The organism is Streptomyces durmitorensis (assembly GCF_023498005.1).
Taxonomy (GTDB): domain Bacteria; phylum Actinomycetota; class Actinomycetes; order Streptomycetales; family Streptomycetaceae; genus Streptomyces; species Streptomyces durmitorensis.
This window is the reverse complement of the sequence record NZ_CP097289.1, coordinates 3,379,037-3,405,656: the sequence shown is the minus strand read 5'-3', so window position 1 is coordinate 3,405,656 and position 26,620 is coordinate 3,379,037. Positions and strand designations below refer to the sequence as shown.

26 protein-coding genes and 1 tRNA gene are annotated in these 26,620 nt (G+C 70.2%); 18 read left to right on the top strand and 9 right to left on the bottom strand.

The window, feature by feature from the left end:
• Window positions 1-87: 87 nt before the first annotated feature.
• Window positions 88-891, top strand: a complete 804-nt coding sequence (locus M4V62_RS15045; RefSeq protein ID WP_249587772.1) for an NERD domain-containing protein — start codon at window positions 88-90, stop codon at window positions 889-891.
• A 30-nt stretch (window positions 892-921) separates the two neighbouring features.
• Here the strand turns inward: M4V62_RS15045 and M4V62_RS15040 are convergent, their stop codons facing one another.
• The 3 genes from M4V62_RS15040 to ligD all read right to left on the bottom strand — a co-directional run bounded on the left by M4V62_RS15040 (window position 922) and on the right by ligD (window position 3,302).
• The gene (locus M4V62_RS15040; RefSeq protein ID WP_249587771.1) at window positions 922-1,359 is read right to left on the bottom strand and encodes a nuclear transport factor 2 family protein; all 438 of its coding nucleotides are present in this window, start codon (window positions 1,357-1,359) and stop codon (window positions 922-924) included.
• A gap of 129 nt (window positions 1,360-1,488) precedes the next feature.
• Window positions 1,489-2,370 (bottom strand): ATP-dependent DNA ligase, encoded by an 882-nt coding sequence (locus tag M4V62_RS15035; protein WP_249587770.1) that lies wholly within the window; start codon window positions 2,368-2,370, stop codon window positions 1,489-1,491.
• Complete coding sequence (gene ligD, locus M4V62_RS15030; RefSeq protein WP_249587769.1) at window positions 2,367-3,302, bottom strand: non-homologous end-joining DNA ligase; 936 nt, start codon at window positions 3,300-3,302, stop codon at window positions 2,367-2,369. Before ligD ends, M4V62_RS15035 begins: the two co-directional genes overlap by 4 nt.
• 96 nt (window positions 3,303-3,398) lie before the next feature.
• Between ligD and ku the strand changes: the two genes are divergently transcribed.
• The 4 genes from ku to M4V62_RS15010 all read left to right on the top strand — a co-directional run bounded on the left by ku (window position 3,399) and on the right by M4V62_RS15010 (window position 7,264).
• Window positions 3,399-4,379, top strand: a complete 981-nt coding sequence (ku, locus tag M4V62_RS15025; protein WP_249587768.1) for a non-homologous end joining protein Ku — start codon at window positions 3,399-3,401, stop codon at window positions 4,377-4,379.
• A gap of 319 nt (window positions 4,380-4,698) precedes the next feature.
• Window positions 4,699-5,382 carry a hypothetical protein gene (locus M4V62_RS15020; protein ID WP_249587767.1) on the top strand — a complete coding sequence of 228 codons (684 nt, stop codon included), beginning with the start codon at window positions 4,699-4,701 and terminating at the stop codon, window positions 5,380-5,382.
• Between the two features lie 122 nt (window positions 5,383-5,504).
• Window positions 5,505-5,774, top strand: coding sequence for a type B 50S ribosomal protein L31 (locus M4V62_RS15015; protein WP_249587766.1), 270 nt, complete (start codon window positions 5,505-5,507; stop codon window positions 5,772-5,774).
• Window positions 5,775-5,917: 143 nt separating this feature from the next.
• On the top strand, window positions 5,918-7,264 hold the full coding sequence (locus M4V62_RS15010; RefSeq protein WP_249587765.1) for a DUF1254 domain-containing protein: 1,347 nt from the start codon (window positions 5,918-5,920) through the stop codon (window positions 7,262-7,264).
• Here the strand turns inward: M4V62_RS15010 and M4V62_RS15005 are convergent, their stop codons facing one another.
• The 4 genes from M4V62_RS15005 to M4V62_RS14990 all read right to left on the bottom strand — a co-directional run bounded on the left by M4V62_RS15005 (window position 7,265) and on the right by M4V62_RS14990 (window position 9,545).
• On the bottom strand, window positions 7,265-7,918 hold the full coding sequence (locus M4V62_RS15005) for an Rv1733c family protein (protein WP_249587764.1): 654 nt from the start codon (window positions 7,916-7,918) through the stop codon (window positions 7,265-7,267).
• Between the two features lie 46 nt (window positions 7,919-7,964).
• Window positions 7,965-8,765: a rod shape-determining protein gene (locus M4V62_RS15000; RefSeq protein WP_249587763.1), complete on the bottom strand. Its 801-nt coding sequence runs from the start codon at window positions 8,763-8,765 to the stop codon at window positions 7,965-7,967.
• The gene (locus tag M4V62_RS14995) at window positions 8,762-9,151 is read right to left on the bottom strand and encodes a TraR/DksA family transcriptional regulator (protein ID WP_249587762.1); all 390 of its coding nucleotides are present in this window, start codon (window positions 9,149-9,151) and stop codon (window positions 8,762-8,764) included. The genes M4V62_RS15000 and M4V62_RS14995 overlap by 4 nt, the downstream gene beginning before the upstream one ends.
• Before the next feature lie 61 nt (window positions 9,152-9,212).
• The gene (locus M4V62_RS14990) at window positions 9,213-9,545 is read right to left on the bottom strand and encodes a TraR/DksA family transcriptional regulator (RefSeq protein WP_249587761.1); all 333 of its coding nucleotides are present in this window, start codon (window positions 9,543-9,545) and stop codon (window positions 9,213-9,215) included.
• A 297-nt stretch (window positions 9,546-9,842) separates the two neighbouring features.
• Between M4V62_RS14990 and M4V62_RS14985 the strand changes: the two genes are divergently transcribed.
• Together M4V62_RS14985 and M4V62_RS14980 are read left to right on the top strand one after the other, a co-directional pair.
• On the top strand, window positions 9,843-10,805 hold the full coding sequence (locus tag M4V62_RS14985; protein ID WP_249587760.1) for a HAMP domain-containing sensor histidine kinase: 963 nt from the start codon (window positions 9,843-9,845) through the stop codon (window positions 10,803-10,805).
• Entirely contained in the window at window positions 10,802-11,494 is a 693-nt protein-coding gene (locus M4V62_RS14980) for a response regulator transcription factor (RefSeq protein WP_249587759.1), read from the top strand. Before M4V62_RS14985 ends, M4V62_RS14980 begins: the two co-directional genes overlap by 4 nt.
• 67 nt (window positions 11,495-11,561) lie before the next feature.
• Here M4V62_RS14980 and M4V62_RS14975 read toward each other — a convergent pair whose 3' ends face one another.
• A complete protein-coding gene (locus tag M4V62_RS14975; protein WP_249587758.1) occupies window positions 11,562-13,175 on the bottom strand; it encodes a HEAT repeat domain-containing protein in 1,614 nt (537 codons plus the stop codon).
• 387 nt (window positions 13,176-13,562) lie between these two features.
• Here M4V62_RS14975 and M4V62_RS14970 point away from each other — a divergent pair, with 387 nt between their 5' ends.
• Window positions 13,563-13,793, top strand: coding sequence for a hypothetical protein (locus tag M4V62_RS14970; RefSeq protein ID WP_249587757.1), 231 nt, complete (start codon window positions 13,563-13,565; stop codon window positions 13,791-13,793).
• An 83-nt stretch (window positions 13,794-13,876) separates the two neighbouring features.
• Here the strand turns inward: M4V62_RS14970 and M4V62_RS14965 are convergent.
• A tRNA-Arg gene (locus M4V62_RS14965) sits at window positions 13,877-13,948 on the bottom strand.
• Between the two features lie 200 nt (window positions 13,949-14,148).
• On the opposite strand from M4V62_RS14965, the gene M4V62_RS14960 reads away from it, so the two are divergent.
• From M4V62_RS14960 to prfA, 10 genes are all read left to right on the top strand, one after another.
• Complete coding sequence (locus tag M4V62_RS14960) at window positions 14,149-14,664, top strand: response regulator (RefSeq protein WP_249587756.1); 516 nt, start codon at window positions 14,149-14,151, stop codon at window positions 14,662-14,664.
• A gap of 194 nt (window positions 14,665-14,858) precedes the next feature.
• Window positions 14,859-15,950 (top strand): ArgS-related anticodon-binding protein NrtL, encoded by a 1,092-nt coding sequence (nrtL, locus tag M4V62_RS14955; RefSeq protein ID WP_249587755.1) that lies wholly within the window; start codon window positions 14,859-14,861, stop codon window positions 15,948-15,950.
• Window positions 15,951-15,994: 44 nt separating this feature from the next.
• Complete coding sequence (gene lysA, locus M4V62_RS14950; protein WP_249587754.1) at window positions 15,995-17,386, top strand: diaminopimelate decarboxylase; 1,392 nt, start codon at window positions 15,995-15,997, stop codon at window positions 17,384-17,386.
• A 138-nt stretch (window positions 17,387-17,524) separates the two neighbouring features.
• Complete coding sequence (locus M4V62_RS14945; RefSeq protein WP_249587753.1) at window positions 17,525-18,817, top strand: homoserine dehydrogenase; 1,293 nt, start codon at window positions 17,525-17,527, stop codon at window positions 18,815-18,817.
• Between the two features lie 6 nt (window positions 18,818-18,823).
• Window positions 18,824-19,882, top strand: a complete 1,059-nt coding sequence (gene thrC, locus M4V62_RS14940) for a threonine synthase (protein WP_249587752.1) — start codon at window positions 18,824-18,826, stop codon at window positions 19,880-19,882.
• Between the two features lie 268 nt (window positions 19,883-20,150).
• The gene (gene thrB / locus M4V62_RS14935) at window positions 20,151-21,068 is read left to right on the top strand and encodes a homoserine kinase (RefSeq protein WP_249587751.1); all 918 of its coding nucleotides are present in this window, start codon (window positions 20,151-20,153) and stop codon (window positions 21,066-21,068) included.
• Window positions 21,069-21,441: 373 nt separating this feature from the next.
• Complete coding sequence (gene rho, locus M4V62_RS14930; protein ID WP_249587750.1) at window positions 21,442-23,517, top strand: transcription termination factor Rho; 2,076 nt, start codon at window positions 21,442-21,444, stop codon at window positions 23,515-23,517.
• Between the two features lie 343 nt (window positions 23,518-23,860).
• The gene (locus M4V62_RS14925) at window positions 23,861-24,982 is read left to right on the top strand and encodes an LCP family protein (RefSeq protein WP_249587749.1); all 1,122 of its coding nucleotides are present in this window, start codon (window positions 23,861-23,863) and stop codon (window positions 24,980-24,982) included.
• Window positions 24,983-25,142: 160 nt separating this feature from the next.
• Complete coding sequence (rpmE, locus tag M4V62_RS14920; protein ID WP_249587748.1) at window positions 25,143-25,364, top strand: 50S ribosomal protein L31; 222 nt, start codon at window positions 25,143-25,145, stop codon at window positions 25,362-25,364.
• 147 nt (window positions 25,365-25,511) lie between these two features.
• The gene (prfA, locus tag M4V62_RS14915; protein ID WP_249587747.1) at window positions 25,512-26,588 is read left to right on the top strand and encodes a peptide chain release factor 1; all 1,077 of its coding nucleotides are present in this window, start codon (window positions 25,512-25,514) and stop codon (window positions 26,586-26,588) included.
• Window positions 26,589-26,620 lie beyond the last annotated feature (32 nt).

Here is a 26,620-nt window from a genome sequence, read left to right as displayed (position 1 = left end):
ACGAGTGGCTCAACTTCCTTCCGCGTCGCCCAGGTTCTTGCCGTAGGCATGTCCTTGCTGCTCCCATGGTCGGTGGGGTGATGGTGCATGACCGGACTGCGCGTCATACCGGCCTGGCGGCACGGGCAGGAGCGGCTGTACGTCTGTCTCACGGACGGCAGGAACGTGGCGTGGTACGAGAGGGAGTCGTCCCGCGTGAACCTGCTCAGCGAGGATCACAGGGAAGCCGTCCTGAGGGCCCTCGCACCCTTCCTGACCGGCGGTTTCTCGGTCGGCCCACCACCCGTCCCGACCCCCGCCGAGCTGGCCCGCCTCGCCCTCCACCCGGACGACGACCTGGCGCCGAACCGCCCCGGCGAGGCCCTCCTGATCGCCCTGGACCGCGACCCGGCGCCCGCCCGCAGGCTGCGCGCCGACCCCAGGCAGCGGGCCCTCGCCGCCGAGCAGGCCATCGGCGCGGTGCTCGACGGACTCGAAGGCGCGGGCTGGCACACCCTGCACTCGGTGCCGCTGCCGGGCGGCGCCCGCATCCACCACCTCCTGATCGGCTCCGGGGGTCTCTTCAGCGTCCACACGCTCGCCGCCCGCAAGCAGCGGGTCCGCGTCGCCGACCCGATGGTCACGGTCGGCCGCGCGGACCCGCGTCCACTCCTGAGGGAGATCCGCGCCGACGCGGACCGGGCGTCCTTCGCGCTGACGGCAGAGATCCGCCCGGTGCTCGCCCTCTGCGGCCCGGCGGACCTCGACGTGACCGCCCCGCCGCGCGAGGTGCGGATCGTGCGTGACGGGGAGGTGTCGGCCGTGGCGGGCATCGGCGGCGTACTGAAACCGGCCGATGTGGAGGCGCTGCACGCGATGGCGCGCGACCGGCGCACGTGGCTGCGGGTGTAGTCCGTCAGGCCGCTCCCTGGGTGCCGCCGGTCAGAGGTTGTCGCCCCAGCCGCCCTGGATCATGGTCTGGAACGCCCAGGCCCCGCCGCGCCTCAGCAGGATGTCGGCGTACCGCAGCTGCTGCGTCTCGCCGTTCGCGGTCATCACCGAGTCGGTGAAGACCACGGCCATGGCGGGGGAGAGGAAGACGGGCGTGCGCGTGGACTCGAAGGTGATGTCCTCGCCGCCCTCCCCCATCACGTGCGTCATGGTCGCGACGAACTGCTCCCGGTCCCACTGCGCGGAGCGTCCGTCGCCCGCGGAGTCGTCGCTGACCAGGTTGAGCGGGAACACGGCCAGGTCGGCCATGCGCTCCACATCGCGCTTCGCGCTGTGCGCGTCGTACTCGGCGAACCAGGCGGCCAGGCTCGCCCGGTCCTCGTCGGTCGGGACGTATCCGGTCGCGGGCAGTACGGTCTCGTCGGCCACGTGGGCTCCTAATCAAGTTTGACTATTGGGTGTGTGCAGGAAAGGTATGCTCGATCCGTCCGCTAGTCAAACTTGATTAGATGTGATGCCGGTCACGCTGGCTGGGGAGGGGTGAGGGTCGGTCAAGGATCAGCGGAAGCGGACGACCACCGCGGTCGCGTGCCGGGTGGTGTTCTGCCGCACCTCCACCGTGACGGGCGGCGCGGCCGGCAGGGCGGCATAGGTGACCTCGCCGATCCCGATGGCGACCGCGGTCCCTTCCCCCTTGGCCTCCGGCAGCGCGGCCCCGGCCGCCGTGCGCAGCGCCGGGGTGAGCGGGGACGACACCACGGGCGTGCCGTCCCCCGGCAGGACGAGCACGAGCGCCTGCGGGCGCGCCCTGCCCCCGGTGAACCCGACGACCACCGCGTCCCGGGTGTCGCTGTGCCGCAGCTTCAGCCACGCGCGCGTGCCACCCCGGTAAGCCCCGTCGAGCCGCTTGACCACCAGCCCTTCGATGCCGGTGGCGGGCAGGGTCTCGTACCAGGTCAGGGCGAGGTCGCGGTCGGTCGTCATCGGTACGGCCTGGAGCGGCGGGCCGAGCGGTTCGAGGATGCGTACGAGGCGTGCGCGCCGTTCCTCGTAGGGCAGTGCGCGGCAGTCCTCGCCCCGGTCGGCGAGCAGATCGAAGGCGGCGTACGAAGCGGGGAGCGTGCGCGCGAGGTGCGTGGCGTGCGCGCGGGTGGCGGCGGCGCGCTGCTGGACCGCGCTGAAGTCGATGCGGCCGTCGGCCCAGACGACGACCTCGCCGTCCAGCACGGTCCCGTCGGGCAGCTGCCGCGCGGCCTCGGCGAGGTCGGGGAAGGCGGTGGTGACGAGGCGGCCGGAGCGGGCCTGGAGCCGCACGCGGTGGCCGTCGGCGAAGAGGATCAGGCGGTGTCCGTCGAACTTCGGCTCGTAGGCCCAGCCGGTGCCCTGCGGCAGTGCGGTGACGGATTCGGCGAGGGCGACCCGGAGGGGCGGGCCGATCACGGGCGGCCCTTGCGCTCGCCCTTGGCTTCGTTCTTGCGGGGGAGGAGGGGGCGGGCGCGGGTTCGGTCGGTGAGCGGGCCCAGGAGGTCGCCGTACCGCTGGAGGCGGGGCGCGATGTCGGTGGCGAGGAAGACGAGCTGTGACGGCTCGCTGCACGCTTCGATCTCCTCCCAGGTCACGGGCGTGGAGGCCGTCGGTTCCCGGCGGGCGCGGAGGGTGTAGGGGGTGGCGGTCGTCTTGGCCGCCGCGTTCTGGCTGAAGTCGACGAAGACCTTGCCGGGGCGCAGGCTGCGCGTCATCCGGTGGACGACCAGGGCGGGCAGCTCGGCCTCGGCCTCCTTCGCGAGTTCCTTCGCGTACGCGGTGACCTGCTCGGAGGGCGTCGGTTCCAGGGGGCAGAGCAGGTGCAGGCCCTTGGAGCCCGAGGTCTTCGCGTAGGCGTGCAGGCCGTCCGCCTGGAGGCGCTCGCGCAGCCAGAGGCCTGCCCGGCAGCACTCGACGATGGTGGCGGGGTCGCCGGGATCCAGGTCGAGCACGAGCTGGTCGGCCATGGCGGGGGCGTCGGCCTGCCACTGGGGGGTGTGGAACTCGGTCACGAGATTGGCCGCCCACATCAGGCTGGCCAGGTCGTCCACGACGATCTGCCGGGCGCTTCCGTCGGAGTGGGGTACGTCGGTGGTGTGCACCCAGTCGGGGGCGCCCGGGGGCACGTTCTTGGCGAAGAAGCGCTGGCCGTCGGGCCCGTCGGGGAAGCGGAGGAAGGAGACGGGCCGGTTGCGGAGATGGGGGAGGAGGGCCTCGGCCGTACTGGCGTAGTAGTGCAGCATCTCGCCCTTGGTGAAGCCGGGGGCGGATGCGGATGCGGTGTAGAGGACCTTGTCGAGGTTGCTGAGGGTCAGCCGCCGCCCCTCCACCTCGGTGATCGGCGTCATACGATGAGAATCCCACGAATGCGGACGAACCACCGTGAAACGGGGTTGGACCGGTAGCGGTCAACCCCGAGGTGTGGCTGCTGAGAGGTGCCTGACGTGCGATCCATATGGAACGGTGCGATCTCCTTCGGCTTGGTCAGCATCCCGATCAAGCTCATGAACGCCACCGAGAACCACTCGGTCTCCTTCCGGCAGATCCATACGGAGGACGGGGGCCGGGTCCGCTATCGCAAGGTGTGTGAGCTGGAGGAGCGGGAGGTGACGTCCGCCGAGATCGGCAAGGGGTACGAGGACGCGGACGGCTCGACGATCCCGATCACGGACGAGGATCTGGCGGCCCTGCCGATTCCGACGGCCAAGACGATCGAGATCGTCGCCTTCGTGCCGGCGGACGGGATCGACCCGATGCAGATGGACACGGCGTACTACTTGTCGGCCAACGGAGTGCCCGCGGCGAAGCCGTACACGCTGCTGCGGGAGGCGCTGAAGCGGAGCCAGAAGGTGGCGATCGCCCGGTTCGCGCTGCGGGGGCGGGAGCGGCTGGGGATGCTGCGGGTGGTGGACGACGTGATCGCGATGCACGGGTTGCTCTGGCCGGACGAGATCCGCACGTCGGAGGGGGTGGCCCCGGATTCCCAGGTCAAGGTGCGGGAGGCGGAGCTCGACCTCGCGGACGCGCTGATGGACACGCTGGGGGAGGTCGACATCACCTCCCTCCACGACGACTACCGCAAGGCGGTGGAGGAACTCATCGCGGCCAAGGCCGAGGGCAAGGGGCCCGCGGAGCCGGCGGCGGAGGCGGATGCGGGTGGGGGCAAGGTGATTGACCTGATGGCGGCGTTGGAGAGCAGCGTGCGGGCGGCGAAGTCGGGGCGGGGCGGGGGGAAGGGGGGCAAGGTGGCGGAGGTGACGCCGCTGGGGAGGGGCGGTGGCCGGAAGCGGGCTGCGGCGAAGACGGCTTCGAAGTCGACGCCGAAGGAGGTGGGGGGCAAGAAGTCGACGGCGGCAGCAAAGAAGTCCTCCGCGAAGAAGTCCCCGGCAAAGAAGACGACCGCGAAGAAGCGCACTTCGGCTTAGGTCGCGGACGCGGTGGCCGCGGTGGCGCGGTGCTGGTCGCGGTGCTGGCTGTCTTGGGGGCGGGGCCGCGCCGGTATGTCCGTCCTCGCTATCGTCCGGTGGCCGCCGGGCCACTTCGGCTCCGGAGCGCCGGGAACCGTGCTCCGGGCGGACATACCGGCACGTCCCCTCAGGCGCGCTGCCGACCGCGGGCGTGTGGGGCCTGAACTCGCGCGACAAGGGCGGCGGACTCCCCCGCAGAGCGGGGCTATGCCCTTGGGGGGCGGGTGGGACAGACTGGGCCGGCCTGGGCCAGCGACTACCACGGGGAGCACGTCGGATGAGCAGCAACGTACTGACCATGTACGGAGGGCCGAAACGAGCCGACGGACAGGGTCAGGCGCGGGTGGCGGACATGGTCAGCTTCTCCGACGGGTCGGGGCCGGCGCCGTCGGCCGTGTACGTGGAGCGCGAACTGCCGCCGGGAGGGACGTCCGCGTACCTCGCGGCCCGGCGCGGCGGGGCCCGTTCCTTCGCCTTGTGGGCCGACGATCAGCGCCGGGAGCGGGTGGCCACCGTGGTGACCCTGTCGGCCCGCCGCGGCGTCGCGAGGTTTCAGGTGCTCGGCGCGCACGGCGAGGTCATCGGCACGCTCATGCGCGAGAAGGCGCTCCGGGGCAGGCGCCTGCGCACCCGCTGGACCGTGCACCAGCCCGGCGGCGTGGAAGCGGTCGGCTTCAAGGGGAGGATCGTGTGGTGGTGGATGTGGTGGCTCCTGCTGCCCCTGATGACGGTGGTCCTCGTGGTCAGCGTCTTCGACAGCGTCCCTAACAACGAGGGTGGCTTCGCACGCGCACCCCGGCGCATCCGGTGGCGCGCGAACGGGCAGGTCCCGCTGGAGTTCAGGTCCAAGGGCGACAAACTGCACGTACACGCACCGGGTGTGGACTGGCGGCTCGCGGCCGCGATGATCGCTCTCCTGCGCAGCTTCCACGCCGGTGCGTGGGACTCGGCGAAGCGCTGACCCGGAGGACGACGCTCCGGCGTGGTGTGTGCTGTGGCGGCGGAGCCCGGTGGTGGGCCCTGCACCCCCCGCCTGGCGCCCCCAGGCTCGCCGGAGGTTGTCTCTCCGGTGAACCTGGGGGAATGACCCAGGACAAGAACGAAGACAGCAACTACCGCCCCGTGGTCTTCCGGGACCGCTCGGCGGGCTACGCCTTCCTCACCCGCTCCACCGCCGAGAGCGACCAGACCATCGAGTGGGACGACGGCCAGACGTACCCCCTGGTCGAAGTGGAGATCTCCTCCGAGAGCCACCCCTTCTACACGGGCCGCGCCCGCGTCGTGGACTCCGAGGGCCAGGTGGCCAAGTTCGAGCGCCGCTACGGCGATCAGCCCCCGGCCACACCGGAGTGACCGCGCCACGCCGCGTGAGCGGCAGGAGTGGCAGGAGGGCCACGGCGGCCCGACGATGTCCGTAGAACCTTGATCACGAACGACGCACGGCGAACGACGCACGACGATCGACGAACGAGCTTGATCACGAGAAGGCGGCGGGCATGACCGACGGCACGACCGATCTCCAGGCGCTGGCGGCCGAGGCGTACATCTACGGCTACCCGATGGTGTTCAACCTCGACGAAGTCGACCGCTTCTCCCGCAAGGGCATGGGCTCCCTCGCCCCCGCCCCGTTCAACGAGTTCAGCCACGCGAGCAAGCTGGCGGGCCCCGACGACCCCTTCGTGAGCGTCAACAACGACACCATCTACTCGGTGGCCCAGCTCGACCTCTCCGGCGGCGCCCTGCTCCTGACGGTGCCGGACACGGACGGCCGCTACTACGTCCTGCAGTTCGTGGACGCGTGGACCAACAACTTCGCGTACGTGGGCCGCCGAGCCACCGGCACAGGTGCCGCCAGCTACCTCCTCACGCCGCCCGGCTGGGACGAGGAGGTCCCGCTGGGCGCCACCCGGATCGCCGTGCCGACGGACGTGGCGTCGATCGTCGGCCGCTGGGCCTGCGCGGGACCGGACGACGTGCCGGCGGTACGCGCGCTCCAGGAGGACACGCACCTGGAGCCCTACTGGACGGCATCCGGCGAGCCCCGCGGGCTGCCGACCCACACGTACATCCCCGACGACCAACCGGAGCTCCTCTTCTACGAGAAGCTGCGGGCGAGGATGGCCGCCTTCCCGCCCGCGCCCGCGGACCTGACGTACCAACAGCAATTCGCCCCCCTGGGGCTGTTGGACCTCCAGACCCCCTACGCCCAGCCGGAGCCCGAGCTCGCCGCAGCCCTGCGCGCGGGATTCGCCGCGGGCAAGGAGAAGGTCGAGCACGAGTCGACCCACGGCGACAGCCCGGAGCAGAACGGCTGGAAGCTGACGTATCACGCCTTCGACTACAACGCCGACCACTTCGAGGTCGGCACCCTCAAGGATCCCCAATGGATCTACACCGACCGGGAGTTGGGCCGCATGGGCCGCGCCACATCGGCCCGCACCGCGCTCTGGGGCAACCACGCCTACGAAGCGGCGTACGCGATGGCGTGGAACGACGGCGACGGACAGCCCCTGGAGGGCGAGCAGTCGTACACCCTGCGCTTCGAGAAACCGCCGCCGGTGGACGCATTTTGGTCGATCACGATGTACGACCTGCCGGACTACTACCTCGTCCCCAACCCCATCGACCGTTACTCCATCGGCGACCGCACCCCGGGCCTGAGCTACGACGACGACGGCTCCCTCACCCTCCGCCTCCAGCCGCAGCGCCCCACGGACGACAAGACGGCGGCGAACTGGCTGCCCACCCCCACCGGCCGTTTCCGCCCGGTCCTGCGGATGTACACGCCCCACGCCGCGGTCTTCGACGGGACGTACGAGCTGCCGCCGATCCGCCGGAGTTAGTCAGGGAGAGGTGGACCATCGAGGGGCGGTACGGGCCCAAGCCGCGCCCCATTGGGCGAGGTTGTGCCGCTCGATCCTGCGATGGGCGCAGGCGTAGGCGGCGGCGCCCACGAGGGGGACGGCTATGGCGGCCAGGACGGCGTAGCCCTTGGTGTGGTCGCGTACCTCCTCCTTGGTGAGAGGCGGGCCGGTGAGCTTCCCCTCGTCGCTGACCCATACGGGGATGGTGTTCCCGGCGGTCAGGGCGGGTTCGACGTCCGCTTCCGCGGTGCGGGTGTGTCCGTGGCGGTCGGTGAAGCGGACGGCGACCGGGTAGAGGGACTTCTTCGCCTCGACCGACCCGGGCTCGGGGTGGCGAGGGGCGTCGTGGACGAGGACCGCGGTGGTGCGGTGCCGGGTGCCGGCCTGGTGCCGGGCGCTCTGTTCGAAGTGGCGGTGCGCCGCGTCGCCGACCAGGACGACCGCGGCCGGGGTGGCGGTCAGGACGGCCAGGAACAGACCGACGGCGATCCATGCCTGTACGAGGTCGGTGCGGCGGCGCAGGGGGTTGCGACGCCAGCGCCACAGCAGGGGATGGGTGTGGGGATGCTGCGGAACGCGCGGGGGTCGGGGTTCTTCGGGGGGCGGCTGCGCCGGGGGGATGGGGCCGGCCACGGGGGCTCTCCTTGGGGGTTGGCGGTGGGGGCGGGGCCAGCGAGGCCTATGGGTGGGCGGAGGGGTGGCCGTGGGCGGCCCGGAGAAGCTTCGCGGCGCCGCGGACCGCTGCGGTGTGCGGGGCGGGTACGGGCTTGACGGGAGCGTGCAGTTGGGCGGCGAGGCCGCAGCTGATGTCGGGGATCAGCGCGCCGCCTCCGGCGAGGAGCGCGCCCCGCCGGAGGGCTTCGCGGGTCCGGGGGCTGCGGTCCTGTTCGAGCATGGCGGTCACCATCGCGGCGACGCAGTCGGTGATGTGGCCGGACGGGGACGGGTCCGGGGACGGGGATGAGAGCGGGGGCGCGGGCGATGTGCGACGGTCCAGGTCGCTAGTGCCCAGGGCGGTGTGCCGGGCATCGACCACCGCGCCTTCGGCGAGGAGGGCGACCTCGGTGAGATGCGCCCCGATGTCCACGACGAGCAGGGGGCGGGCCAGATCGGCGTCCGCGGCCGAGGCGACGGCTCGCGCGGTGGGGACGGTCAGCACGGCGCGCGGGCGGAGGACCTCGACGGCGACGCGGGCCTCGGCCCGGTAGGCGACTCCGCCAAGGACGGGCGCGGTCAGGATGAGCAGGGGACGGCCGAAGCGGGGCAGACGGTGGCCGAGCAGCCGGTCGAGCATCCGGGCCGTTCCGGGGGTGTCGACGATCGCCCCGCGCCGGATGGGGTACACCGCGCCACCCCCGTGGAAGGTCACCGTAGGGACGTCGAGAATCATGCGGCGCCCGGACGTCCAGGCACGGCTCCGGGCGCTGCCCAGGTCGAGGGCGATGCCCGCGAAGAGGCGGCGAGACGGTGTCGGGATCATCGGTCGGCCCCCTGGACCTGCTGGCAGCGGGCGCAGTAGCGGGCCTGCGGCACGATCGTCAGGCGCTCGCGGTCGATGGGCCGGCGGCACAGGTGACAGGAGCCGTAGCCGCCGAGGTCCATACGCCTCAGCGCGGCCTCGACGTCGGCGAGGACCATGCGGGCCGAGGCGGCGAGCTTGACGCGGACCTCGGTCCGGGCGGCGCTCTGCCGGTCGAGTAGCGCGTCGGCGCGGGTCATCGCGGGGGCGGAGAGCTGCTGAAGCTGTTCCCTGCGGAAGAGGAACTGCTCGTGCAGGTTCGCGCGCAGGGCGGCGAGGTCTTCGGAGGACAGACGCGCGCTGTCCGTGGCGCTGCGATCGTCGATGGTCTGCTGCTGGTTCACCACTTCACCCCTAAGGCAGGGCGGGAGACGGAGGAGGGAGAGAGGGCGGGCGGGCGTGCGGCGGTCAGTCGGCCTTGCGCTGGCAGGGAACGCAGAACTTCGTGTAGGGCAGGATCTCCAGGCGCTCGACCGGGATGGGCCTCGAGCAGCCGGGGCAGGTTCCGTAGCTGCCGTCCCGGACACGGTCGAGGGCGGCCCCGATCTCTTTGAGGACCCGTTCAAGGGTGTCCTTCTGCGCCGCCATCACCTGCTCGTCCGCCTCATGCCCGGTCTCACCGATGGCCCGCAACTGCGCCAGCCGGGAGCCACGTTCGTGTTCCAGGCGGCGACGGGCCTCGCGCGGGGTCAGCCGTCCGGGGTGGGCTTCGGCCGGGGGAGTGTGGGTGGGGAGCGACATGGCGGGTCCTTCTTCAGAGGGCAAGGGGGCGGGGCTTGTACGACACCCCCACGGTCGCCGGTGGGCCGCGGGAAACCCATCGGGCGCGATACCCATCTGCGGCGGGGCAAGGACCGACGCCATCGCGGAAATGGGCATTGGACCCCATAGACGGACGGAAGGGCAGAGGGCAGGCTGGCCGGGAGGCCGATCAAGCTCCGGCAAGTGGCCGATCAAGCTCCAGCAAGTGGCCGACCAGGCCCAGCGACAAGCCGACCAAGCCGACCAGGCCCGGCAACAAGAGGAAGGCATCACCCGTTGTCCCTGTTCTGGCGGATCTTCGCGCTCAACGCGGTGGTGCTGGGGAGCGCCACCGCCCTGCTGCTGTGGGCGCCGGTGACCGTCTCCGTGCCGGTGGTGCTGACCGAGGCGGTCATCCTCATCGCAGGACTGGCCGTCATGCTGGTCGCCAACGCGGCGCTGCTGCGGATCGGCCTCGCCCCACTTGACCGCCTCACCCGCCTGATGACGACGGTCGACCTGCTGCGCCCGGGACACCGCCTGCCGGAACAGGGTTACGGCGAGACCGCCGAGCTGATCCGCACCTTCAACGCGATGCTCGAACGGCTGGAGCAGGAACGGGCCGCGAGCACCGCCCGAGTCCTGCTCGCGCAGGAATCCGAACGGCGCCGCATCGCCCAGGAACTCCACGACGAGGTCGGCCAGACCATGACGGCGGTCCTGCTGTCCCTGAAGCGGGCGTCGGACGAGGCGGACGAACCCCTGCGCGGCGAGCTGCAACAGGCGCAGGAGATCACCAGGGGGAGCCTGGACGAAGTACGCCGCCTGGTGCGCAGGCTGCGCCCGGGAGTCCTGGACGACCTGGGCCTGATCAGCGCTCTCACCTCCCTGACCACGGAGTTCGCGACGCACGCGGGACTGCGGGTGGTGCGCGGCTTCGACTCCGAGCTGCCACCGCTGGACCCACAGGCGGAGTTGGTCCTGTACCGAGTGGCCCAGGAGGCCCTGACCAACGCGGCCCGCCACGCCGAGGCCGACCGGGTCGAGCTGAGCCTGCGCCGGTCCGAAGGCGCGGTGGTGCTGACCGTCGTGGACGACGGCCGCGGTACGGGGGTGGCCCACGAGGGCGCGGGAATCCGCGGAATGCGGGAACGGGCCCTGTTCATAGGGGCAACGCTCGACGTCACCTCAAGCCCACGGACAGGCACACAGATCAGCCTCCAGCTACCTCCACCCCCCACCCCGGAAACCAACAAATGAGCACGACCACCACGACCACCACGACCAGCGAGAAACCAACGCCCAGGATCCGCATACTCCTGGCGGACGACCACGCACTGGTGCGACGCGGGGTGAGACTGATCCTCGACGGCGAACAGGACCTACAGGTCGTGGCCGAGGCGGGCGACGGCGCGGAAGCGATAGCCCTGGCCCGCACCCACGAGGTCGACCTGGCGGTCCTGGACATAGCGATGCCCCGCATGACGGGCTTGCAGGCCGCACGCGAACTGGCAGCGCTGAAGCCAGGCGTACGCGTACTGATGCTGACGATGCACGACAACGAGCAGTACTTCTTCCAGGCACTGAAGGCAGGCGCCAGCGGCTACGTACTGAAATCGGTGGCAGACCGCGACCTGGTAGCAGCCTGCAGAGCGGCAATGCGGGACGAGCCCTTCCTCTACCCGGGCGCGGTGACGGCCCTGATCCGCAACTACTTGGACCGGGTCCACCACGGCGAGGAGCCACCCGACCAGGTACTGACGGCACGCGAGGAGGAGGTCCTCAAACTGGTGGCAGAGGCCCACTCGTCAAAGGAAATAGCCGAGATGCTCTTCATCAGCATAAAAACGGTCCACAGACACCGAGCGAACCTGCTCCACAAACTGGGCCTACGAAACCGCTTGGAACTGACGCGCTACGCAATAAGGGCGGGCCTGATCGAGCCCTGATTCCGGACAGGTTCGAAGAGCTGGACCAAGGCGTTCGGGAGCCCCTGCTGCCGCCAAGGGCCCTCGGTCAGGTCTGTGGCCAACCTTGTTTCAGTGCCCGTGCGGCAATGGTCGGCAGCTTCCTCTCCTTGTCGTGGCAAAGGCGGACGACGGCCTCGCGCGCGACGGGGTCACCCCTCCATCCGTCCGGCAGCGACATCGCGGCACTGAGCCGGGTGAGGTAGCTGCTGTCCCGCGCGAGCGCGACGACGAGGTCCCGGGCGACGGGATCTCCGGTCCATCCACTCGCCAGCGTCCCAGGGAGGGTGCCCCGGACGTCCGCATCGGGATCATGCCCGAGAGAGGTCACCGCATCACGCGCGACCGTGTCCCGCGCCCACCCCCTGGCAAGGCTGCCGGCGGCCCGAGCCCGCAACGGCTGACGCCAGGTGTTCTCCTCATATGGCCACTCGCTGTGGTCACCCGCCACAACGACCACGGCGTCCCGGGCGACGACATCCCCCGCCCACCCGTCGGCGAGTGCCTCCACGACTGCGCAGCGGACGCGCAGATCGACGTCGTGGATGAGGCCGATGAGGGCGTCCCGTGCCTCGGCATGACCCGCCCACCCCTGGGCAGTCACCTCGGCGGCTGTTGCACGCACCCCTTCGTCGCTGTCCAGGAAGAGTGCCAGGACGGCGGTCAACGCGGTGAGATCTCCTGCCCAATGAACGGCCAGCGCTTCGGCGGCCGTCTGCCGGAGGTCCCGCTCCGGGTCAGCCGTGAGACGGATCACGACGCCCTGGGCTTCCGGGCGATGCAGCCACGTGGCTAGCAAGGTGGTCAGGGCGGACCGCCTGTTGTCCGGATCGGTGAGGTGAGTGGCCGCCACCAGCACAGTGAACTCGCCTCCCGCCGGAGCCATGCCCGCGGGTGTGACGTCGTGCTCGAAGCCGACGACGGCGAGTTCTTCTTGAGCGTTGACCATATGGACGCGATGCAACGCGGCGGCGATGTCGTCAAGGGCCGGCTGGGCGAGGAGCTCGTGCGGGATGACGATCCGCGACGGCCGGGACGGCTGGGGCGGATCGTCGGACGGTGCGGGCAGACCGGCTGCTTCGGGGTGGAGGGAGAGACGGCGCAACTCGGTGCCGGCCTGTTCCCAGAGCGTCTCCAACGTGCGGATACGGGACTCGACCCTGGTGGCTTCGGCGTCTGCGGACTGCTTGTGGCTGATGGCCAGTCGGGTCTCGTCGTGCAGCCGGGCGCGTTCGCCGGGACCGGCACCATCGCGCTGTGCACAGGCGGCGAGCACCGCATGATCGGAAATGATGTCCCGCAGCGCACTGATGATGGACCACAAGGTGGCCATCAGGAACTGAGCGTCCCGCAGCGCGTAGCGCAACCGCGTCTCGGTGTGGCGGGCGCGCTCCAGGTCGACTTCGAGACGCAGGGCCGCGACCGCTGCCTCATGTTCGCTCTCGGCGGGCGTGGCGCCGTCGTGTACGAGTTCGGCGGAGCGGGCGTTCTCGACGTCCTGTACCAGGGCTTTCGCCGTGCTCAGGCGTTCTCGGTGCTCCTCGGCCGTCAGCCCGGCGGCCCTGCTGGTGATCATCAGGAACTGCTGGGTGAACGGCCAGACCGGCGCGGGCAGGGTCTGCGCCTTGAGTACCCGGTCGATGTGGGACTTGGAGTGGGGCATACCGCTGACCGCACATCCGTCCGCCCTCCGTGACCGGCTCCCCCCGTGCCGGTCCTGCTCCTGCTGTGCCTGCGCGAAGCGCACAGCCAACTCCCTGGCTCCCAGACCAGCGTTGTGGGCCTGTCGCCGCAGGAACCGTGCGTACGCCTGACGCGAGTCGACCTCCGCCGTCATCCCCCCGGCCCTTCCGTCGTACGAAGTCCCACAGGAGCCCACCACGTCCCGCGGTCCGTGCTCACCCCGGTACCGGCGAACAGGAGCGCGTCCCCCTGCGTCCCAGGCTGTCCCGCGCCTGCTGGGCCACCGCCCCCGGGCAGCCCATTGTCTCCGCGACGGCCACCTGAAAACAGGACGGGACCGAAAGACCGAAAAGGGGAGGGGACCGTCATGGCACGACAGTCCAACTTTGGAGCACCATCACTCGACACTGCCGCCGCTCTCGACGTACCGAGCACGGTGCTGGACATCCTGGAAGCCGCGCTGCCCGAGTTCTGCGGCTCTCTGGCCGCGGCGCTCGTGATCGGCCTCATCCGGTGGGCGGTACGGCGCGGTTGGGGTCACCCACGAACGGGAGACCCAGCCCGCACCACCGACCGCTCACAGCCCGACGAACAGTGAACGGACAGTCGCCTGCACATACGCCAAGACCCCGCCCTCAGCGAAAGCGCTGATGGCGGGGTCTTGGGACACCTACTACAAGGTGCCCCCGGCAGGATTCGAACCTGCGCACACGGCTCCGGAGGCCGTTGCTCTATCCCCTGAGCTACGGGGGCGTATCGGCGCGGCTTGCGCGGCGACGTGTAGAACCCTACCAGCTCCTAACGGCTCCCCATGAACAGGTATTTCCCCACCTCCGTGCCGTACTCCGTGGCCCTAGCGCCGCCGCATCCGCACCCTGCGTCCCAGAGGTCACCCTTGGTCCGCCGGACGCTCTACGTCCGCCCCGCCGCACAGTCCCCCGCACGGGGCGGAAGTGGGGAAAACCCGGACGCGGTGGCGGGCGCGGACCTACTCTCGAGTTGTGTCAGGCGTGTCCGGCCGCGTGCTTGTTGTGGACGACAACAAGGTCATCCGGCAACTGATCAGGGTCAACCTCGAGCTGGAGGGCTTCGAGGTCGTGACCGCGGCCGATGGTGCCGAGTGCCTGGATGTGGTGAACCAGGTCAGGCCCGATGTCGTCACGCTCGACGTGGTGATGCCCCGCCTCGACGGGCTGCGTGCCGCCGCTCGGCTGCGCTCCGATCCGCGGACCCGGGATCTGCCCATCGTCATCGTCAGTGCCTGCACCCAGTACGAGGTGGAGGGCGGGCTTGAGGTAGGGGTGGACGCCTTCCTTGCCAAGCCCTTCGAACCTGCCGAACTGCTGGGGATCGTAAGGCAGTTGATGGAGCACGGCAGCGAGCGTGGCGGGTCTGGTGGGCGTGGCGCCCTCGGCAATGAGTGCGGGGCCACCGGCGAGGCCTCCCGCGCCGGCCGTTCCGGCGGCTGACCCGGCGGCTGGCCCCCAGCGACTGGCCCCCAGCGGCTGACCCAGCCGCCGATCTGCTCGTCCGCCGCGCCGACCTCGTAAGCCGTGCCCGCCTCGCCGGCGGAGGGGCCACATAGCCCTCTCCCCGTCCACATCCCGGACCATCCGGGAAACCGGGTCGCGTCCCCACCCCCCTCCTCCCATACGCTTGTCCCGTGACCCCCGTCGAGCTCTCCCGCACCGTGCTGCGCGCCATGCGCCGTGCCGTCGATGACGGGGAGCTCAGCGGCCTGGACGACCTCGATGACGTGGGCACGGCCGGGAGGGTCCTCGTCGAGCGGCCCCGGCCCGGCGGCTGCGGGGATTACGCCACCAACGTCGCCCTACAGGTCGCCCGCGCCGCAGGGCGCTCGCCGCTCCAGGTGGCCGAAGTGTTGTCCCCGCGCCTCGCCCGGGAGCCCGGCATCGCGGCCATCGACATCACCGGGCCCGGTTTCCTCAACATCACTCTCGACCAGAGCGGTGACAAGAGCGGCAAGAGTGGCAGCGCCTCCGCCGGTTTCGTAAGGGACGTACTCACCCGCGGCGTCTCCTACGGGCACGTCGAGGCCACCGGCGAAGCCCGACAGCTCCACTTCCCCCGCGAAGTCCGCGCCGCCGTGCTCGCCGACTCGCTGCGCCGGATCCTCGTATCCCAGGGCGTTCTCGCACGCCTCACCTGCGACGAAGCGCCCGACCCCGGCTGGGGCTCCCTGGGTGTCCACCTCGACGCCCAGGAAGAGCCTGCCGCGCAGACGGAGACCCTCCGCCCCGTCCCCGCCCCGCAGGACCCCACCCCCCTCGGCCGTGACGCCGCCCGCTGGGCCCTCCTGTACCCCGCCGCCCACGACCGGCCCCGCATCGGCGACGAGCACGAGCACCTGGTCCAGCGCGCCGCCAACCCCCTCTTCCGCGTGCGGTACGCCCACTCCCGCACCCGCGCCCTCACCCGCAACGCCGCCGCCCTCGGCTTCGACAGCGCCCCCGGGGACCTAGCCGGGCCAGAGGCCCAGGCCCTCCTCGACGCCCTCGCCGACCACCCCCGCGTCCTCGCCGCAGCCGCCCGCCACCGCGCCCCCGACCGCCTCGCCCGGCATCTCGTCACCACCGCCGATGCCTTCCTCGCCTTCAAGCCCGCCGTCCTGCCGCTTGGTGACGAGAAACCCTCGGCCGCCCACCGCGCCCGGCTCGCGCTCGCCGAAGCCGCCGGGACGGTGCTCGCAGGCGGCCTGTCCCTGCTCGGCATCAGTGCCCCCGAGTACTTGTGACACGTGAAGACAGACGTGAATGAAGTGAGAGAGACGACCGCGACATGAGCCGTTCCGCACACCCCGCCGGGCCCCGCCACGCCGACGTACTGCCCGAAGGGCACTACACCGCCCCGGCCGCCGATCTGAACTCCCTCGACCCCAAGGTCTGGTCGCAGACCGTCGGCCGGAGCGCCGACGGCGTTGTCACCGTCGGCGGGATCGAAGTGACCCGGCTCGCCGAGGAGTTCGGCACGCCCGCCTACTTCCTCGACGAGGCCGACTTCCGTGCCCGCTGCCACGCCTGGCGCGGTGCCTTCGGCTCCGACGCCGATGTCTTCTACGCCGGGAAGGCCTTCCTCTCGCGTGCCGTCGTGCGGTGGCTGCACGAGGAAGGGCTCAACCTCGACGTCTGCAGCGGTGGTGAGCTCGCCACCGCCCTCGCCGCCGGCATGCCCGCCGACCGCATCGCCTTCCACGGCAACAACAAGACCGAGGACGAGATCGAGCGGGCCGTCGAAGCCGGCGTGGGACGCATCGTGCTCGACTCCTTCCAGGAGATCGCGCGCGTCGCTCACATCGCCGAGCGGCTCGGGGTCCGTCAGCGTGTGCAGATCCGGGTGACCGTCGGCGTCGAGGCCCACACCCACGAGTTCATCGCCACCGCCCACGAGGACCAGAAGTTCGGCATCGCCCTCGCCGGAGGACAGGCCGCCGAGGCGGTGCGGCGGGCGCTCCAGCTCGACGGGCTCGAGCTCATCGGCGTGCACTCGCACATCGGGTCGCAGATCTTCGACATGGCCGGGTTCGAGGTCTCCGCGCGGCGCGTGGTGCAGTTGCTCGCCGAGATCCGTGACGAGCACGGCGTCGAGCTTCCCGAGATCGACCTCGGAGGCGGGCTCGGCATCGCCTACACCTCCGAGGACGACCCCCGCGAGCCGCACGAGATCGCCAAGGCGCTCGGCGAGATCGTGACGCGCGAGTGCGAGGCCGCCGATCTGCGGACCCCTCGTATCTCCGTCGAGCCGGGGCGCGCCATCGTCGGGCCCACCGCCTTCACCCTCTATGAGGTCGGCACCGTCAAGCCGCTCGAAGGACTGCGTACGTACGTCTCCGTCGACGGCGGCATGTCCGACAACATCCGTACCGCTCTCTACGACGCCGAGTACAGCGTCGCGCTCGTCTCGCGCGAGTCCGACGCCGAGCCCATGCTCGTCCGCGTCGTCGGCAAGCACTGCGAGAGCGGGGACATCGTGGTGAAGGACGCGTTCCTGCCGGCCGACCTCGCTCCCGGAGATCTGATCGCCGTGCCCGCGACCGGTGCGTACTGCCGTTCCATGGCGAGCAACTACAACCACGCCCTCCGTCCGCCGGTCGTCGCCGTGCGGGATGGTGAGGCGCGGGTCATCGTCCGGCGCGAGACGGAGGAAGATCTCCTGCGTCTGGATGTCGGCTGAGGAAAAATCGGCCGAGAAGCAAGGGCCGGCAAAGTATCGGCCAGTGAAATAGGTGTCTCACGATCCGGACAGTGGATAGAAACTGCGATCCGGTGGGTGAGACTGGTCCCACTGTAGATGTATGAGAAGTGAGGTCGGATGATGCGTACGCGTCCGCTGAAGGTGGCGCTGCTGGGCTGTGGGGTTGTCGGCTCAGAGGTGGCGCGCATCATGACGACGCATGCCGACGACCTCACGGCCCGGATCGGTGCCCCGGTCGAGCTCGCCGGGGTCGCCGTCCGCCGCCCGTCGAAGGTGCGGGACGGGATCGACCCCTCGCTGGTCACCACGGACGCGACCGCGCTGGTCAAACGTGGTGACATTGATGTGGTCGTCGAGGTCATCGGGGGCATCGAGCCTGCCAGGACCCTCATCACCACCGCTTTCGAGCACGGTGCGTCCGTCGTCTCCGCCAACAAGGCGCTCATCGCCCAGGACGGCGCCGCGCTGCACGCCGCCGCCCTGGAGCACGGCCGGGATCTGTACTACGAGGCTGCCGTCGCCGGTGCCATTCCGCTGATCCGGCCGCTGCGCGAGTCCCTGGTCGGTGACAAGGTCAACCGCGTCCTCGGAATCGTGAACGGCACGACCAACTTCATCCTCGATGCCATGGACACCACCGGTGCCGGCTATCAGGAAGCCCTCGACGAGGCCACCGCCCTCGGATACGCGGAAGCCGACCCGACCGCCGACGTCGAAGGCTTCGACGCCGCCGCCAAGGCCGCGATCCTCGCCGGTATCGCCTTCCACACGCGCGTGCGTCTCGACGACGTGTACCGCGAGGGCATGACCGAGGTGACCGGCGCCGACTTCGCCTCCGCGAAGCGCATGGGCTGCACCATCAAGCTGCTCGCCATCTGTGAGCGGGCCGCCGACGGCGGGTCCGTCACCGCGCGCGTGCACCCCGCGATGATTCCGCTCAGCCATCCGCTGGCGTCGGTGCGCGAGGCGTACAACGCCGTGTTCGTGGAGGCGGAGGCCGCGGGCCAGCTCATGTTCTACGGTCCCGGCGCGGGCGGCGCCCCCACCGCGTCGGCCGTTCTCGGCGACCTCGTCGCCGTCTGCCGGAACAAGCTCGCCGAGGCCACCGGGCCCGGCGAATCCGCGTACACCCAGCTGCCCGTGAACTCCATGGGCGCGGTCGTCACGCGCTACCACATCAGCCTCGACGTAGCCGACAAGCCGGGTGTACTCGCCCAGGTCGCGACGGTCTTCGCCGAGCACGGCGTATCGATCGATACGGTCCGTCAGACGGGCAAGGACGGCGAGGCCTCCCTCGTCGTCGTCACCCACCGCGCGCCCGACGCAGCCCTCACCGGCACCGTCGAGGCGCTGCGGAATCTCGACACCGTGCGTGGTGTCGCCAGCATCATGCGGGTTGAAGGGGAGTAGGCAGCAATGACCCACCAATGGCGCGGAATCATCGAGGAGTACCGGGACCGTCTTCCCGTCTCCGACACGACGCCGGTCGTGACGCTCCGCGAGGGCGGCACGCCGCTCGTGCCCGCGCAGGTGCTCTCCGAGCGCACGGGCTGCGAGGTGCATCTCAAGGTCGAGGGCGCCAACCCGACCGGGTCCTTCAAGGACCGCGGCATGACGATGGCGATCACGAAGGCCAAGGAGGAGGGCGCGAAGGCCGTCATCTGCGCCTCCACCGGCAACACGTCGGCCTCGGCCGCCGCCTATGCCGTACGCGCGGGAATGGTCTGCGCCGTCCTCGTACCGCAGGGCAAGATCGCGCTCGGCAAGATGGGCCAGGCGCTCGTCTACGGCTCGAAGATCCTCCAGGTCGACGGCAACTTCGACGACTGCCTGAACCTCGCCCGCGCCCTCTCCGAGAACTACCCGGTGGCGCTGGTCAATTCGGTCAACCCGTTCCGCATCGAGGGCCAGAAGACCGCGTCCTTCGAGATCGTGGACGCGCTCGGCGACGCCCCCGACATCCACGTCCTGCCGGTCGGCAACGCGGGCAACATCACGGCCTACTGGAAGGGCTACAAGGAGTACGCCGCCGACTCGATCTCGACGCGCACTCCCCGCATGTGGGGCTTCCAGGCTTCCGGTTCCGCGCCCATCGTGCGCGGCGAGATCGTCAAGGACCCGTCGACGATCGCCACCGCGATTCGCATCGGCAACCCCGCGTCGTGGCAGTTCGCCCTCGACGCGCGCGACGAGTCGGACGGCTTCATCGACGAGGTGACGGACCGTGAGATCCTGCGCGCCTACAAGCTGTTGGCCTCCCAGGAGGGTGTCTTCGTCGAGCCGGCGTCGGCCGCTTCGGTCGCCGGTCTGCTGAAGGCCGCCGAGCAGGGCAAGGTCGACAAGGGGCAGCGCATCGTCTGCACCGTCACCGGAAACGGCCTCAAGGACCCGGACTGGGCCGTCGCCGGCGCGCCGCAGCCGGTCACGGTCCCGGTCGACTCGGCCGCCGCGGCCGAGCGACTCGGTCTGGCCTGATCACGCCGTTCGGCGTTATCGCAGGCGGCAGGGCGGGCATACCCGTCCGGAAAACCCGCAACTCCGCATAGGGGGTGCACAGGGGGCTTACGACACGCATCGTGCGCCTCCTGTGCGCCCTATGTCGCCACAGAACCTTCCTTCGATAGGCTGTACCGAACCCGCCCCGCCGCATATGCCGCGGTGCTGCCGCAGAGCGGCCTTCGGGTAGTGCCTCATCACGTGGCAAGTCCTCAAAAGATCGCAGCTCAAGGAGAGTCATCGAGCGATGGCCGGTCCCGCGTTCCGCGCCGCCGCCGTCCGGGTGCGCGTCCCCGCCACCAGCGCCAACCTCGGCCCGGGCTTCGACGCCCTCGGCCTGTCGCTGGGGCTGTACGACGACGTCGTCGTGCGGGTGGCCGACACCGGACTGAACATCGACATCGCAGGTGAGGGCAGCGAGACGCTCCCGCGCGACGAGTCGCATCTGCTCGTACGTTCCCTGCGTACCGCCTTCGACCTGCTCGGCGGACAGCCGCGCGGGCTCGAAATCGTCTGCGCCAACCGCATTCCGCACGGCCGGGGCCTCGGCTCCTCGTCCGCCGCCATCTGCGCGGGCATCGTCGCCGCGCGCGCCGTGACGATAGGCGGGGACGCCCGTCTGGACGACAACGCCCTGCTTGAGCTCGCCACCGAGATCGAGGGCCACCCGGACAACGTCGCCGCCTGTCTGCTCGGCGGTTTCACGCTCTCCTGGATGGACGGCGGATCGGCGCGGGCGATCAGGATGGAGCCCGCCGGTTCCATCGTTCCGGTGGTTTTCGTACCGGGAAAGCCCGTCCTCACCGAGACCGCGCGCGGACTGCTCCCGCGCACCGTCCCGCACGTCGACGCGGCCGCCAACGCGGGCCGGGCCGCACTGCTCGTCGAGGCCCTGACCAGGCGCCCCGAGCTGCTGCTTCCCGCAACCGAGGACCGGCTCCACCAGGAGTACCGCGCACCCGCCATGCCGGAGAGCGCCGCCCTGGTGGAACGCCTGCGCGCGGACGGTGTCCCGGCAATGATCTCCGGCGCGGGACCCACGGTCCTCGCGCTGGCCGATGAGAGTGCGGCGGACAAGGTCGCACGCCTTGCGGGAGAGGGCTGGGCGGCCAACCGTCTGGCGCTCGACGCGACCGGCGCGAGCGTGCTGCCGCTTGCGCCCTGACAGCTGGTAGCCGGATGAGAAGAGGGGGAATGTTTGTTGGATCCGGTAGTGTTAACCTCAAGTCTGCACCCGACCCCACCATGGCGAGGTGCTTTGTGTCCCCGTCCGGGACATCCATCCTTCCGGGAGCCTCCCAAACTGCTCTGTGCCTCGCATTGAGCAGCGCCGAGCACGCTCCGGAACCGGCGTGACCGAGCCGAGTGACACCGCACCTCAGTGGCACCTCACCGGGACTCGCCATCACCAGTGAATTCTTCCGCCGCGCGTTGGCGGACCACCGCCCCGGCACGGTCCACACACCAGAGGACCTCCGGACAGCACAACCGGTCGCCGAGCCAGACAGGCCGACGTCCGCTCCAGGGAAGGACCCTTCGTGAGCGACACCACCGATCTGATGGGCGTGACTGCCGACACGCCCGCCACGGACGCCTCTGCGGCGCCTGCCACCGGTGCTTCGGCCGGGTCCCGGCGGCGCCGCGGCACCGGCCTCGATGGCATGGTGCTGGCGGAACTGCAGCAGGTCGCATCCGGCCTCGGTATCAAGGGCACCGCGCGGATGCGCAAGAGCCAGCTGATCGAGGTCATCAAGGAGGCGCAGGCCGGGGGCAGTGCCCCCGCCAAGAGTGCCGCGCCGTCCGCGTCCGCCACGGACGCCGAGACCAAGCCCAAGCGACGCGCAACCTCGAAGGCCCGGACGGGCGAGGACACCGCAGCGAGCACGGACAAGGGCACCAAGGCGAGCAAGGCCGACAAGGCCGAGCAGACCGCGGGCGCCAAGGCCGAAGAGGCCACCGCCCAGCAGCAGATCGACATCCCGGGCCAGCCCGCGGGTGCCGACAAGGGCGAGCGTCGCGGCCGTCGCCGTGCCACCGCCGACGCGGGCAGCCCCGAGACGGTCACCGCCGAGGCGAAGAGCGAGCCGAAGAACGACGCCAAGAACGAGGCCAGGACGGACGGTTCGTCCGAGGCCAAGGGCGACGGCTCGGGTGACAACGCCGACGGCCGCCGTGAGCGCCGTGACCGCGACCGTCAGGGCCGTGGCCGCGACCGTGACCGCCGTGGCAACAAGGGCGACGACCAGCCGCAGGGCGGCAACCGCCAGCAGGGCGGCGGCCGTCAGGACCGCCAGGACCGTGGCGACCGCCAGGACCGTCAGCAGCGCGACCAGCGGGACAACGGCCCGCAGGACGACTTCGACGACGAGGCGGGTGGCCGTCGCGGCCGCCGTGGCCGCTACCGCGACCGCCGTGGCCGTCGTGGCCGCGACGAGTTCGGCGGCGCCAACGAGCCGCAGGTCGCCGACGACGACGTACTGATCCCCGTCGCGGGCATCCTGGACATCCTCGACAACTACGCGTTCATCCGGACCTCGGGTTACCTCCCGGGCCCGAACGACGTGTACGTGTCGCTCGCCCAGGTCCGCAAGAACGGTCTGCGCAAGGGTGACCACGTCACCGGCGCCGTCCGTCAGCCCAAGGACGGCGAGCGCCGCGAGAAGTTCAACGCGCTCGTCCGCCTCGACTCGGCGAACGGCATGGCGGCCGAATCCGGGCGCGGGCGACCGGAGTTCAACAAGCTGACGCCCCTTTACCCGCAGGACCGGCTCCGTCTGGAGACCGACCCGGGCGTGCTCACCACCCGCATCATCGACCTCGTGTCGCCGATCGGTAAGGGCCAGCGCGGTCTGATCGTGGCTCCGCCGAAGACCGGCAAGACCATGATCATGCAGGCGGTCGCGAACGCGATCACCACGAACAGCCCCGAGTGCCACCTGATGGTCGTCCTGGTCGACGAGCGTCCGGAAGAGGTCACCGACATGCAGCGGTCGGTGAAGGGCGAGGTCATCTCCTCGACCTTCGACCGTCCCGCCGAGGACCACACCACGGTCGCCGAGCTGGCCATCGAGCGCGCCAAGCGTCTCGTGGAGCTGGGTCACGACGTGGTCGTGCTCCTCGACTCGATCACCCGCCTGGGCCGTGCGTACAACCTGGCGGCCCCGGCCTCCGGCCGCATCCTGTCCGGTGGTGTCGACTCGACCGCGCTCTACCCGCCGAAGCGCTTCTTCGGTGCGGCGCGCAACATCGAGGACGGCGGCTCGCTGACCATCCTCGCCACCGCGCTCGTCGACACCGGTTCGCGCATGGACGAGGTGATCTTCGAGGAGTTCAAGGGCACCGGCAACATGGAGCTCAAGCTCGACCGGAAGCTCTCGGACAAGCGCATCTTCCCGGCGGTGGACGTCGACGCGTCCTCCACCCGCAAGGAAGAGATCCTCCTCAACGCGGAGGAGCTCGCGATCGTCTGGAAGCTGCGCCGGGTGCTGCACGCGCTCGACTCGCAGCAGGCCATCGAGCTGCTTCTCGACAAGATGAAGCAGACGAAGTCGAACGCCGAGTTCCTCATGCAGATCGCGAAGACGACCCCGACGCCGGGCAACGGCAACGACTAGTCCTCGTGTAGTCCTCGCGCGACTCGCGCACGCAAAGGGCCGCCCCCGTCATCCGACGGGGGCGGCCCTTTGCGCTGAATGACCTTGGCCACACACCTAAGAGATTCTTACGGTCACGGGCAGTAGCCCCGTGACGGAAAAAACCGCAGGTGAGAAGCTGGAAGGGCGGGACGGGAGTGCACGATGCGTCACGAGCGCGCGCCGGGGCGCCCACAAAGCGCTGTGCAACCCTTCTTTCGGTTTCCACGTCTGACCAGTGACGACAAAACGCTGACTACCGACGCCAAACCGTGCCTGACCCTGAAAGCAGGGGGTAACCGACCCGACGAGGACTGAGGAGCACATGACCGACGAGAGCGCACCCGCGGATACGGCACCGAAGCGCCCCAAGGGCGGTGGCGGTCGTCGTCGCAAGCCCCGCGACAAGCGCAGCAAGGTCCTCGTCGTCACCGCGTGGACCGCGGCATCGGTGGTCGTCCTCGGCGGTGCGGGCCTCGGCTTCGTGTACTTCAAGCTCAACGGCAACATCAAGGGCGTCGACATCAACGCGGCGCTCGGCACGGACCGCCCCGAGAACGTCGACAACGGCTCGCAGGACATCCTCGTCCTCGGCTCGGACTCCCGCTCCGGCGACAACGCCAAGTACGGCAAGGACGAGGGCGCCGCCCGCTCGGACACGGCGATGGTCGTGCACGTGAACAAGGGCCACAAGACGGCCAGCGTCGTCTCGATACCCCGCGACACCCTCATATCCCGCCCCGAGTGCAAGACGAACGACGGCGAGACGGATCCCGGCGGCCAGCGGCAGATGTTCAACACGGCGTACGAGGTCGGCGGCCCCGCCTGTGCCGTCAAGACCGTGGAGAAAATGTCCGGCATCCGGATGGATCACTATGTGGAAGTCGACTTCACGGGCTTCAAGAAGCTGATCAACACCCTCGGTGGCGTCGAGATCACCACCAAGAAGGCGATCAACGACAAGGACAGCCACCTCAACCTCAAGGCCGGCACGCACCAGCTCACCGGCGAGCAGGCCCTCGGCCTCGTCCGCACCCGGCACGCCGTCGGCGACGGCAGCGACCTCGGCCGCATCCAGCTTCAGCAGGCCTTCATCAAGGCCCTGATCAACCAGGTCAAGGACGTCGGCGTCTTCAGCAACCCGAAGAAGCTCTACGACCTGGCGAACGACGCGACCAGCGCCATCACCACCGACTCCGAGCTGAACGACGTCAAGAGCCTCGCGGGCTTCGCGAGCGGCCTCAAGGGCATCGGCGCGGGCGACATGAAGATGGTGACCCTGCCCATCCAGTACGACCCCGCCGACCCCAACCGCGTCCTTCCCCTGGAGAAGGCCGACCGGCAGGTCTGGGCGGCGCTCAAGGCCGACAAGCCGATCCCCAAGTCCGCCACCGAGAAGTCCGCGGGCGACAAGGGCGACGCGAGCGATGTCGTGACCAGCGACTGACGGCGTTCCCGGCCCGCGGCACAGCCCGCCGGGAATAGAACAGGACCCACCCCGGTTTGGGCAGATGCGACCGGTCCTGGCAGACTGGTACGTCGGCCCCGGTTCACGTACGAGCAATCCGCGCGTACGACCCGGCGCCCTCCCGAAACTAGGAGACACCTTGAAGCGCGAGATCCACCCCGAGTACGTCGAGACCCAGGTCAGCTGCACCTGTGGCGCCGAATTCACCACCCGCAGCACGATCTCCAGCGGCACCGTCCGCGCCGAGGTCTGCTCCGAGTGCCACCCGTTCTACACGGGCAAGCAGAAGATCCTCGACACCGGTGGCCGCGTGGCCCGCTTCGAGGCCCGCTTCGGCAAGGCTGCCGCCGCCAACAAGTAGCGAGCCACTGCGCCGGTCTTCGGCCGCCCCCGGGAGGGGGCGGTTGGGACCGGCGCTTTGCCGTCTGATCGCAGCAGCCATGCCGCGTCGCCATGTCGCGCAGAACCTTCGCGCAGAACCTTCGTGCAGAAAACTCAGGAGACCCCGATGTTCGAGGCGGTCGAGGAACTGATCGGCGAGCACGCCGATCTGGAGACAAAGCTCGCGGACCCCTCGGTCCACGCCGACCAGGCCAACGCGCGCAAGCTCAACAAGCGCTACGCCGAGCTGACCCCGATCGTCTCGACGTACCGCGCCTGGAAGCAGACCGGCGACGACATCGCGACGGCCCGTGAACTGGCCGCGGAGGACCCGGAGTTCGCCGCTGAGGTCAAGGACATGGAGAAGCAGCGCGAGGAGATCACCGAGAAGCTGCGGCTCCTCCTGGTGCCCCGGGACCCCAACGACGACAAGGACGTCATCCTTGAGGTCAAGGCGGGCGCGGGCGGCGACGAGTCGGCGCTCTTCGCCGGCGACCTCCTTCGCATGTACCTGCGGTACGCGGAGCGCGTCGGCTGGAAGACCGAGATCATCGACGCCACCGAGTCCGAGCTCGGCGGCTACAAGGACGTCCAGGTCGCCGTGAAGACCAAGGGCGGCAACGGCGCGACCGAGCCAGGACAGGGCGTCTGGGCGCGGCTGAAGTACGAGGGCGGCGTGCACCGCGTGCAGCGCGTGCCCTCGACCGAGTCGCAGGGCCGGATCCACACCTCCGCGGCCGGCGTCCTGGTGACGCCCGAGGCCGAGGAGGTCGACGTGGAGATCCACGCCAACGACCTGCGCATCGACGTCTACCGCTCCTCGGGCCCCGGCGGCCAGTCGGTCAACACCACCGACTCCGCGGTGCGCATCACGCACCTGCCCACCGGCGTCGTGGCGTCCTGCCAGAACGAGAAGAGCCAGCTGCAGAACAAGGAGCAGGCGATGCGTATCCTGCGCTCCAGGCTCCTTGCCGCGGCTCAGGAGGAAGCGGAGAGCAAGGCTGCGGACGCCCGTCGCAGCCAGGTCCGCACGGTTGACCGCTCCGAGAAGATCCGTACGTACAACTTCCCGGAAAACCGGATCTCGGACCACCGCGTCGGCTTCAAGGCGTACAACTTGGACCAGGTGCTCGACGGAGACCTCGACGCGGTCATCCAGGCCTGCGTCGACGCGGACTCCGCAGCCAAGCTCGCGGCAGCCTGAGCCACGACCGCACCCGCCCATCGCTCAGCTCA

Coding starts and splice junctions, on each gene's coding strand:
- M4V62_RS15045 (WP_249587772.1), top strand. CDS start 88: ATGACCGGACTGCGCGTCATACCGGCCTGGCGGCACGGGCAGGAGCGG.
- ligD (WP_249587769.1), bottom strand. CDS start 3,302: ATGACGCCGATCACCGAGGTGGAGGGGCGGCGGCTGACCCTCAGCAAC.
- M4V62_RS15020 (WP_249587767.1), top strand. CDS start 4,699: ATGAGCAGCAACGTACTGACCATGTACGGAGGGCCGAAACGAGCCGAC.
- M4V62_RS15015 (WP_249587766.1), top strand. CDS start 5,505: ATGACCCAGGACAAGAACGAAGACAGCAACTACCGCCCCGTGGTCTTC.
- M4V62_RS15010 (WP_249587765.1), top strand. CDS start 5,918: ATGACCGACGGCACGACCGATCTCCAGGCGCTGGCGGCCGAGGCGTAC.
- M4V62_RS15000 (WP_249587763.1), bottom strand. CDS start 8,765: ATGATCCCGACACCGTCTCGCCGCCTCTTCGCGGGCATCGCCCTCGAC.
- M4V62_RS14990 (WP_249587761.1), bottom strand. CDS start 9,545: ATGTCGCTCCCCACCCACACTCCCCCGGCCGAAGCCCACCCCGGACGG.
- M4V62_RS14980 (WP_249587759.1), top strand. CDS start 10,802: ATGAGCACGACCACCACGACCACCACGACCAGCGAGAAACCAACGCCC.
- M4V62_RS14975 (WP_249587758.1), bottom strand. CDS start 13,175: ATGCCCCACTCCAAGTCCCACATCGACCGGGTACTCAAGGCGCAGACC.
- M4V62_RS14970 (WP_249587757.1), top strand. CDS start 13,563: ATGGCACGACAGTCCAACTTTGGAGCACCATCACTCGACACTGCCGCC.
- lysA (WP_249587754.1), top strand. CDS start 15,995: ATGAGCCGTTCCGCACACCCCGCCGGGCCCCGCCACGCCGACGTACTG.
- M4V62_RS14945 (WP_249587753.1), top strand. CDS start 17,525: ATGATGCGTACGCGTCCGCTGAAGGTGGCGCTGCTGGGCTGTGGGGTT.
- thrC (WP_249587752.1), top strand. CDS start 18,824: ATGACCCACCAATGGCGCGGAATCATCGAGGAGTACCGGGACCGTCTT.
- thrB (WP_249587751.1), top strand. CDS start 20,151: ATGGCCGGTCCCGCGTTCCGCGCCGCCGCCGTCCGGGTGCGCGTCCCC.
- M4V62_RS14925 (WP_249587749.1), top strand. CDS start 23,861: ATGACCGACGAGAGCGCACCCGCGGATACGGCACCGAAGCGCCCCAAG.
- prfA (WP_249587747.1), top strand. CDS start 25,512: ATGTTCGAGGCGGTCGAGGAACTGATCGGCGAGCACGCCGATCTGGAG.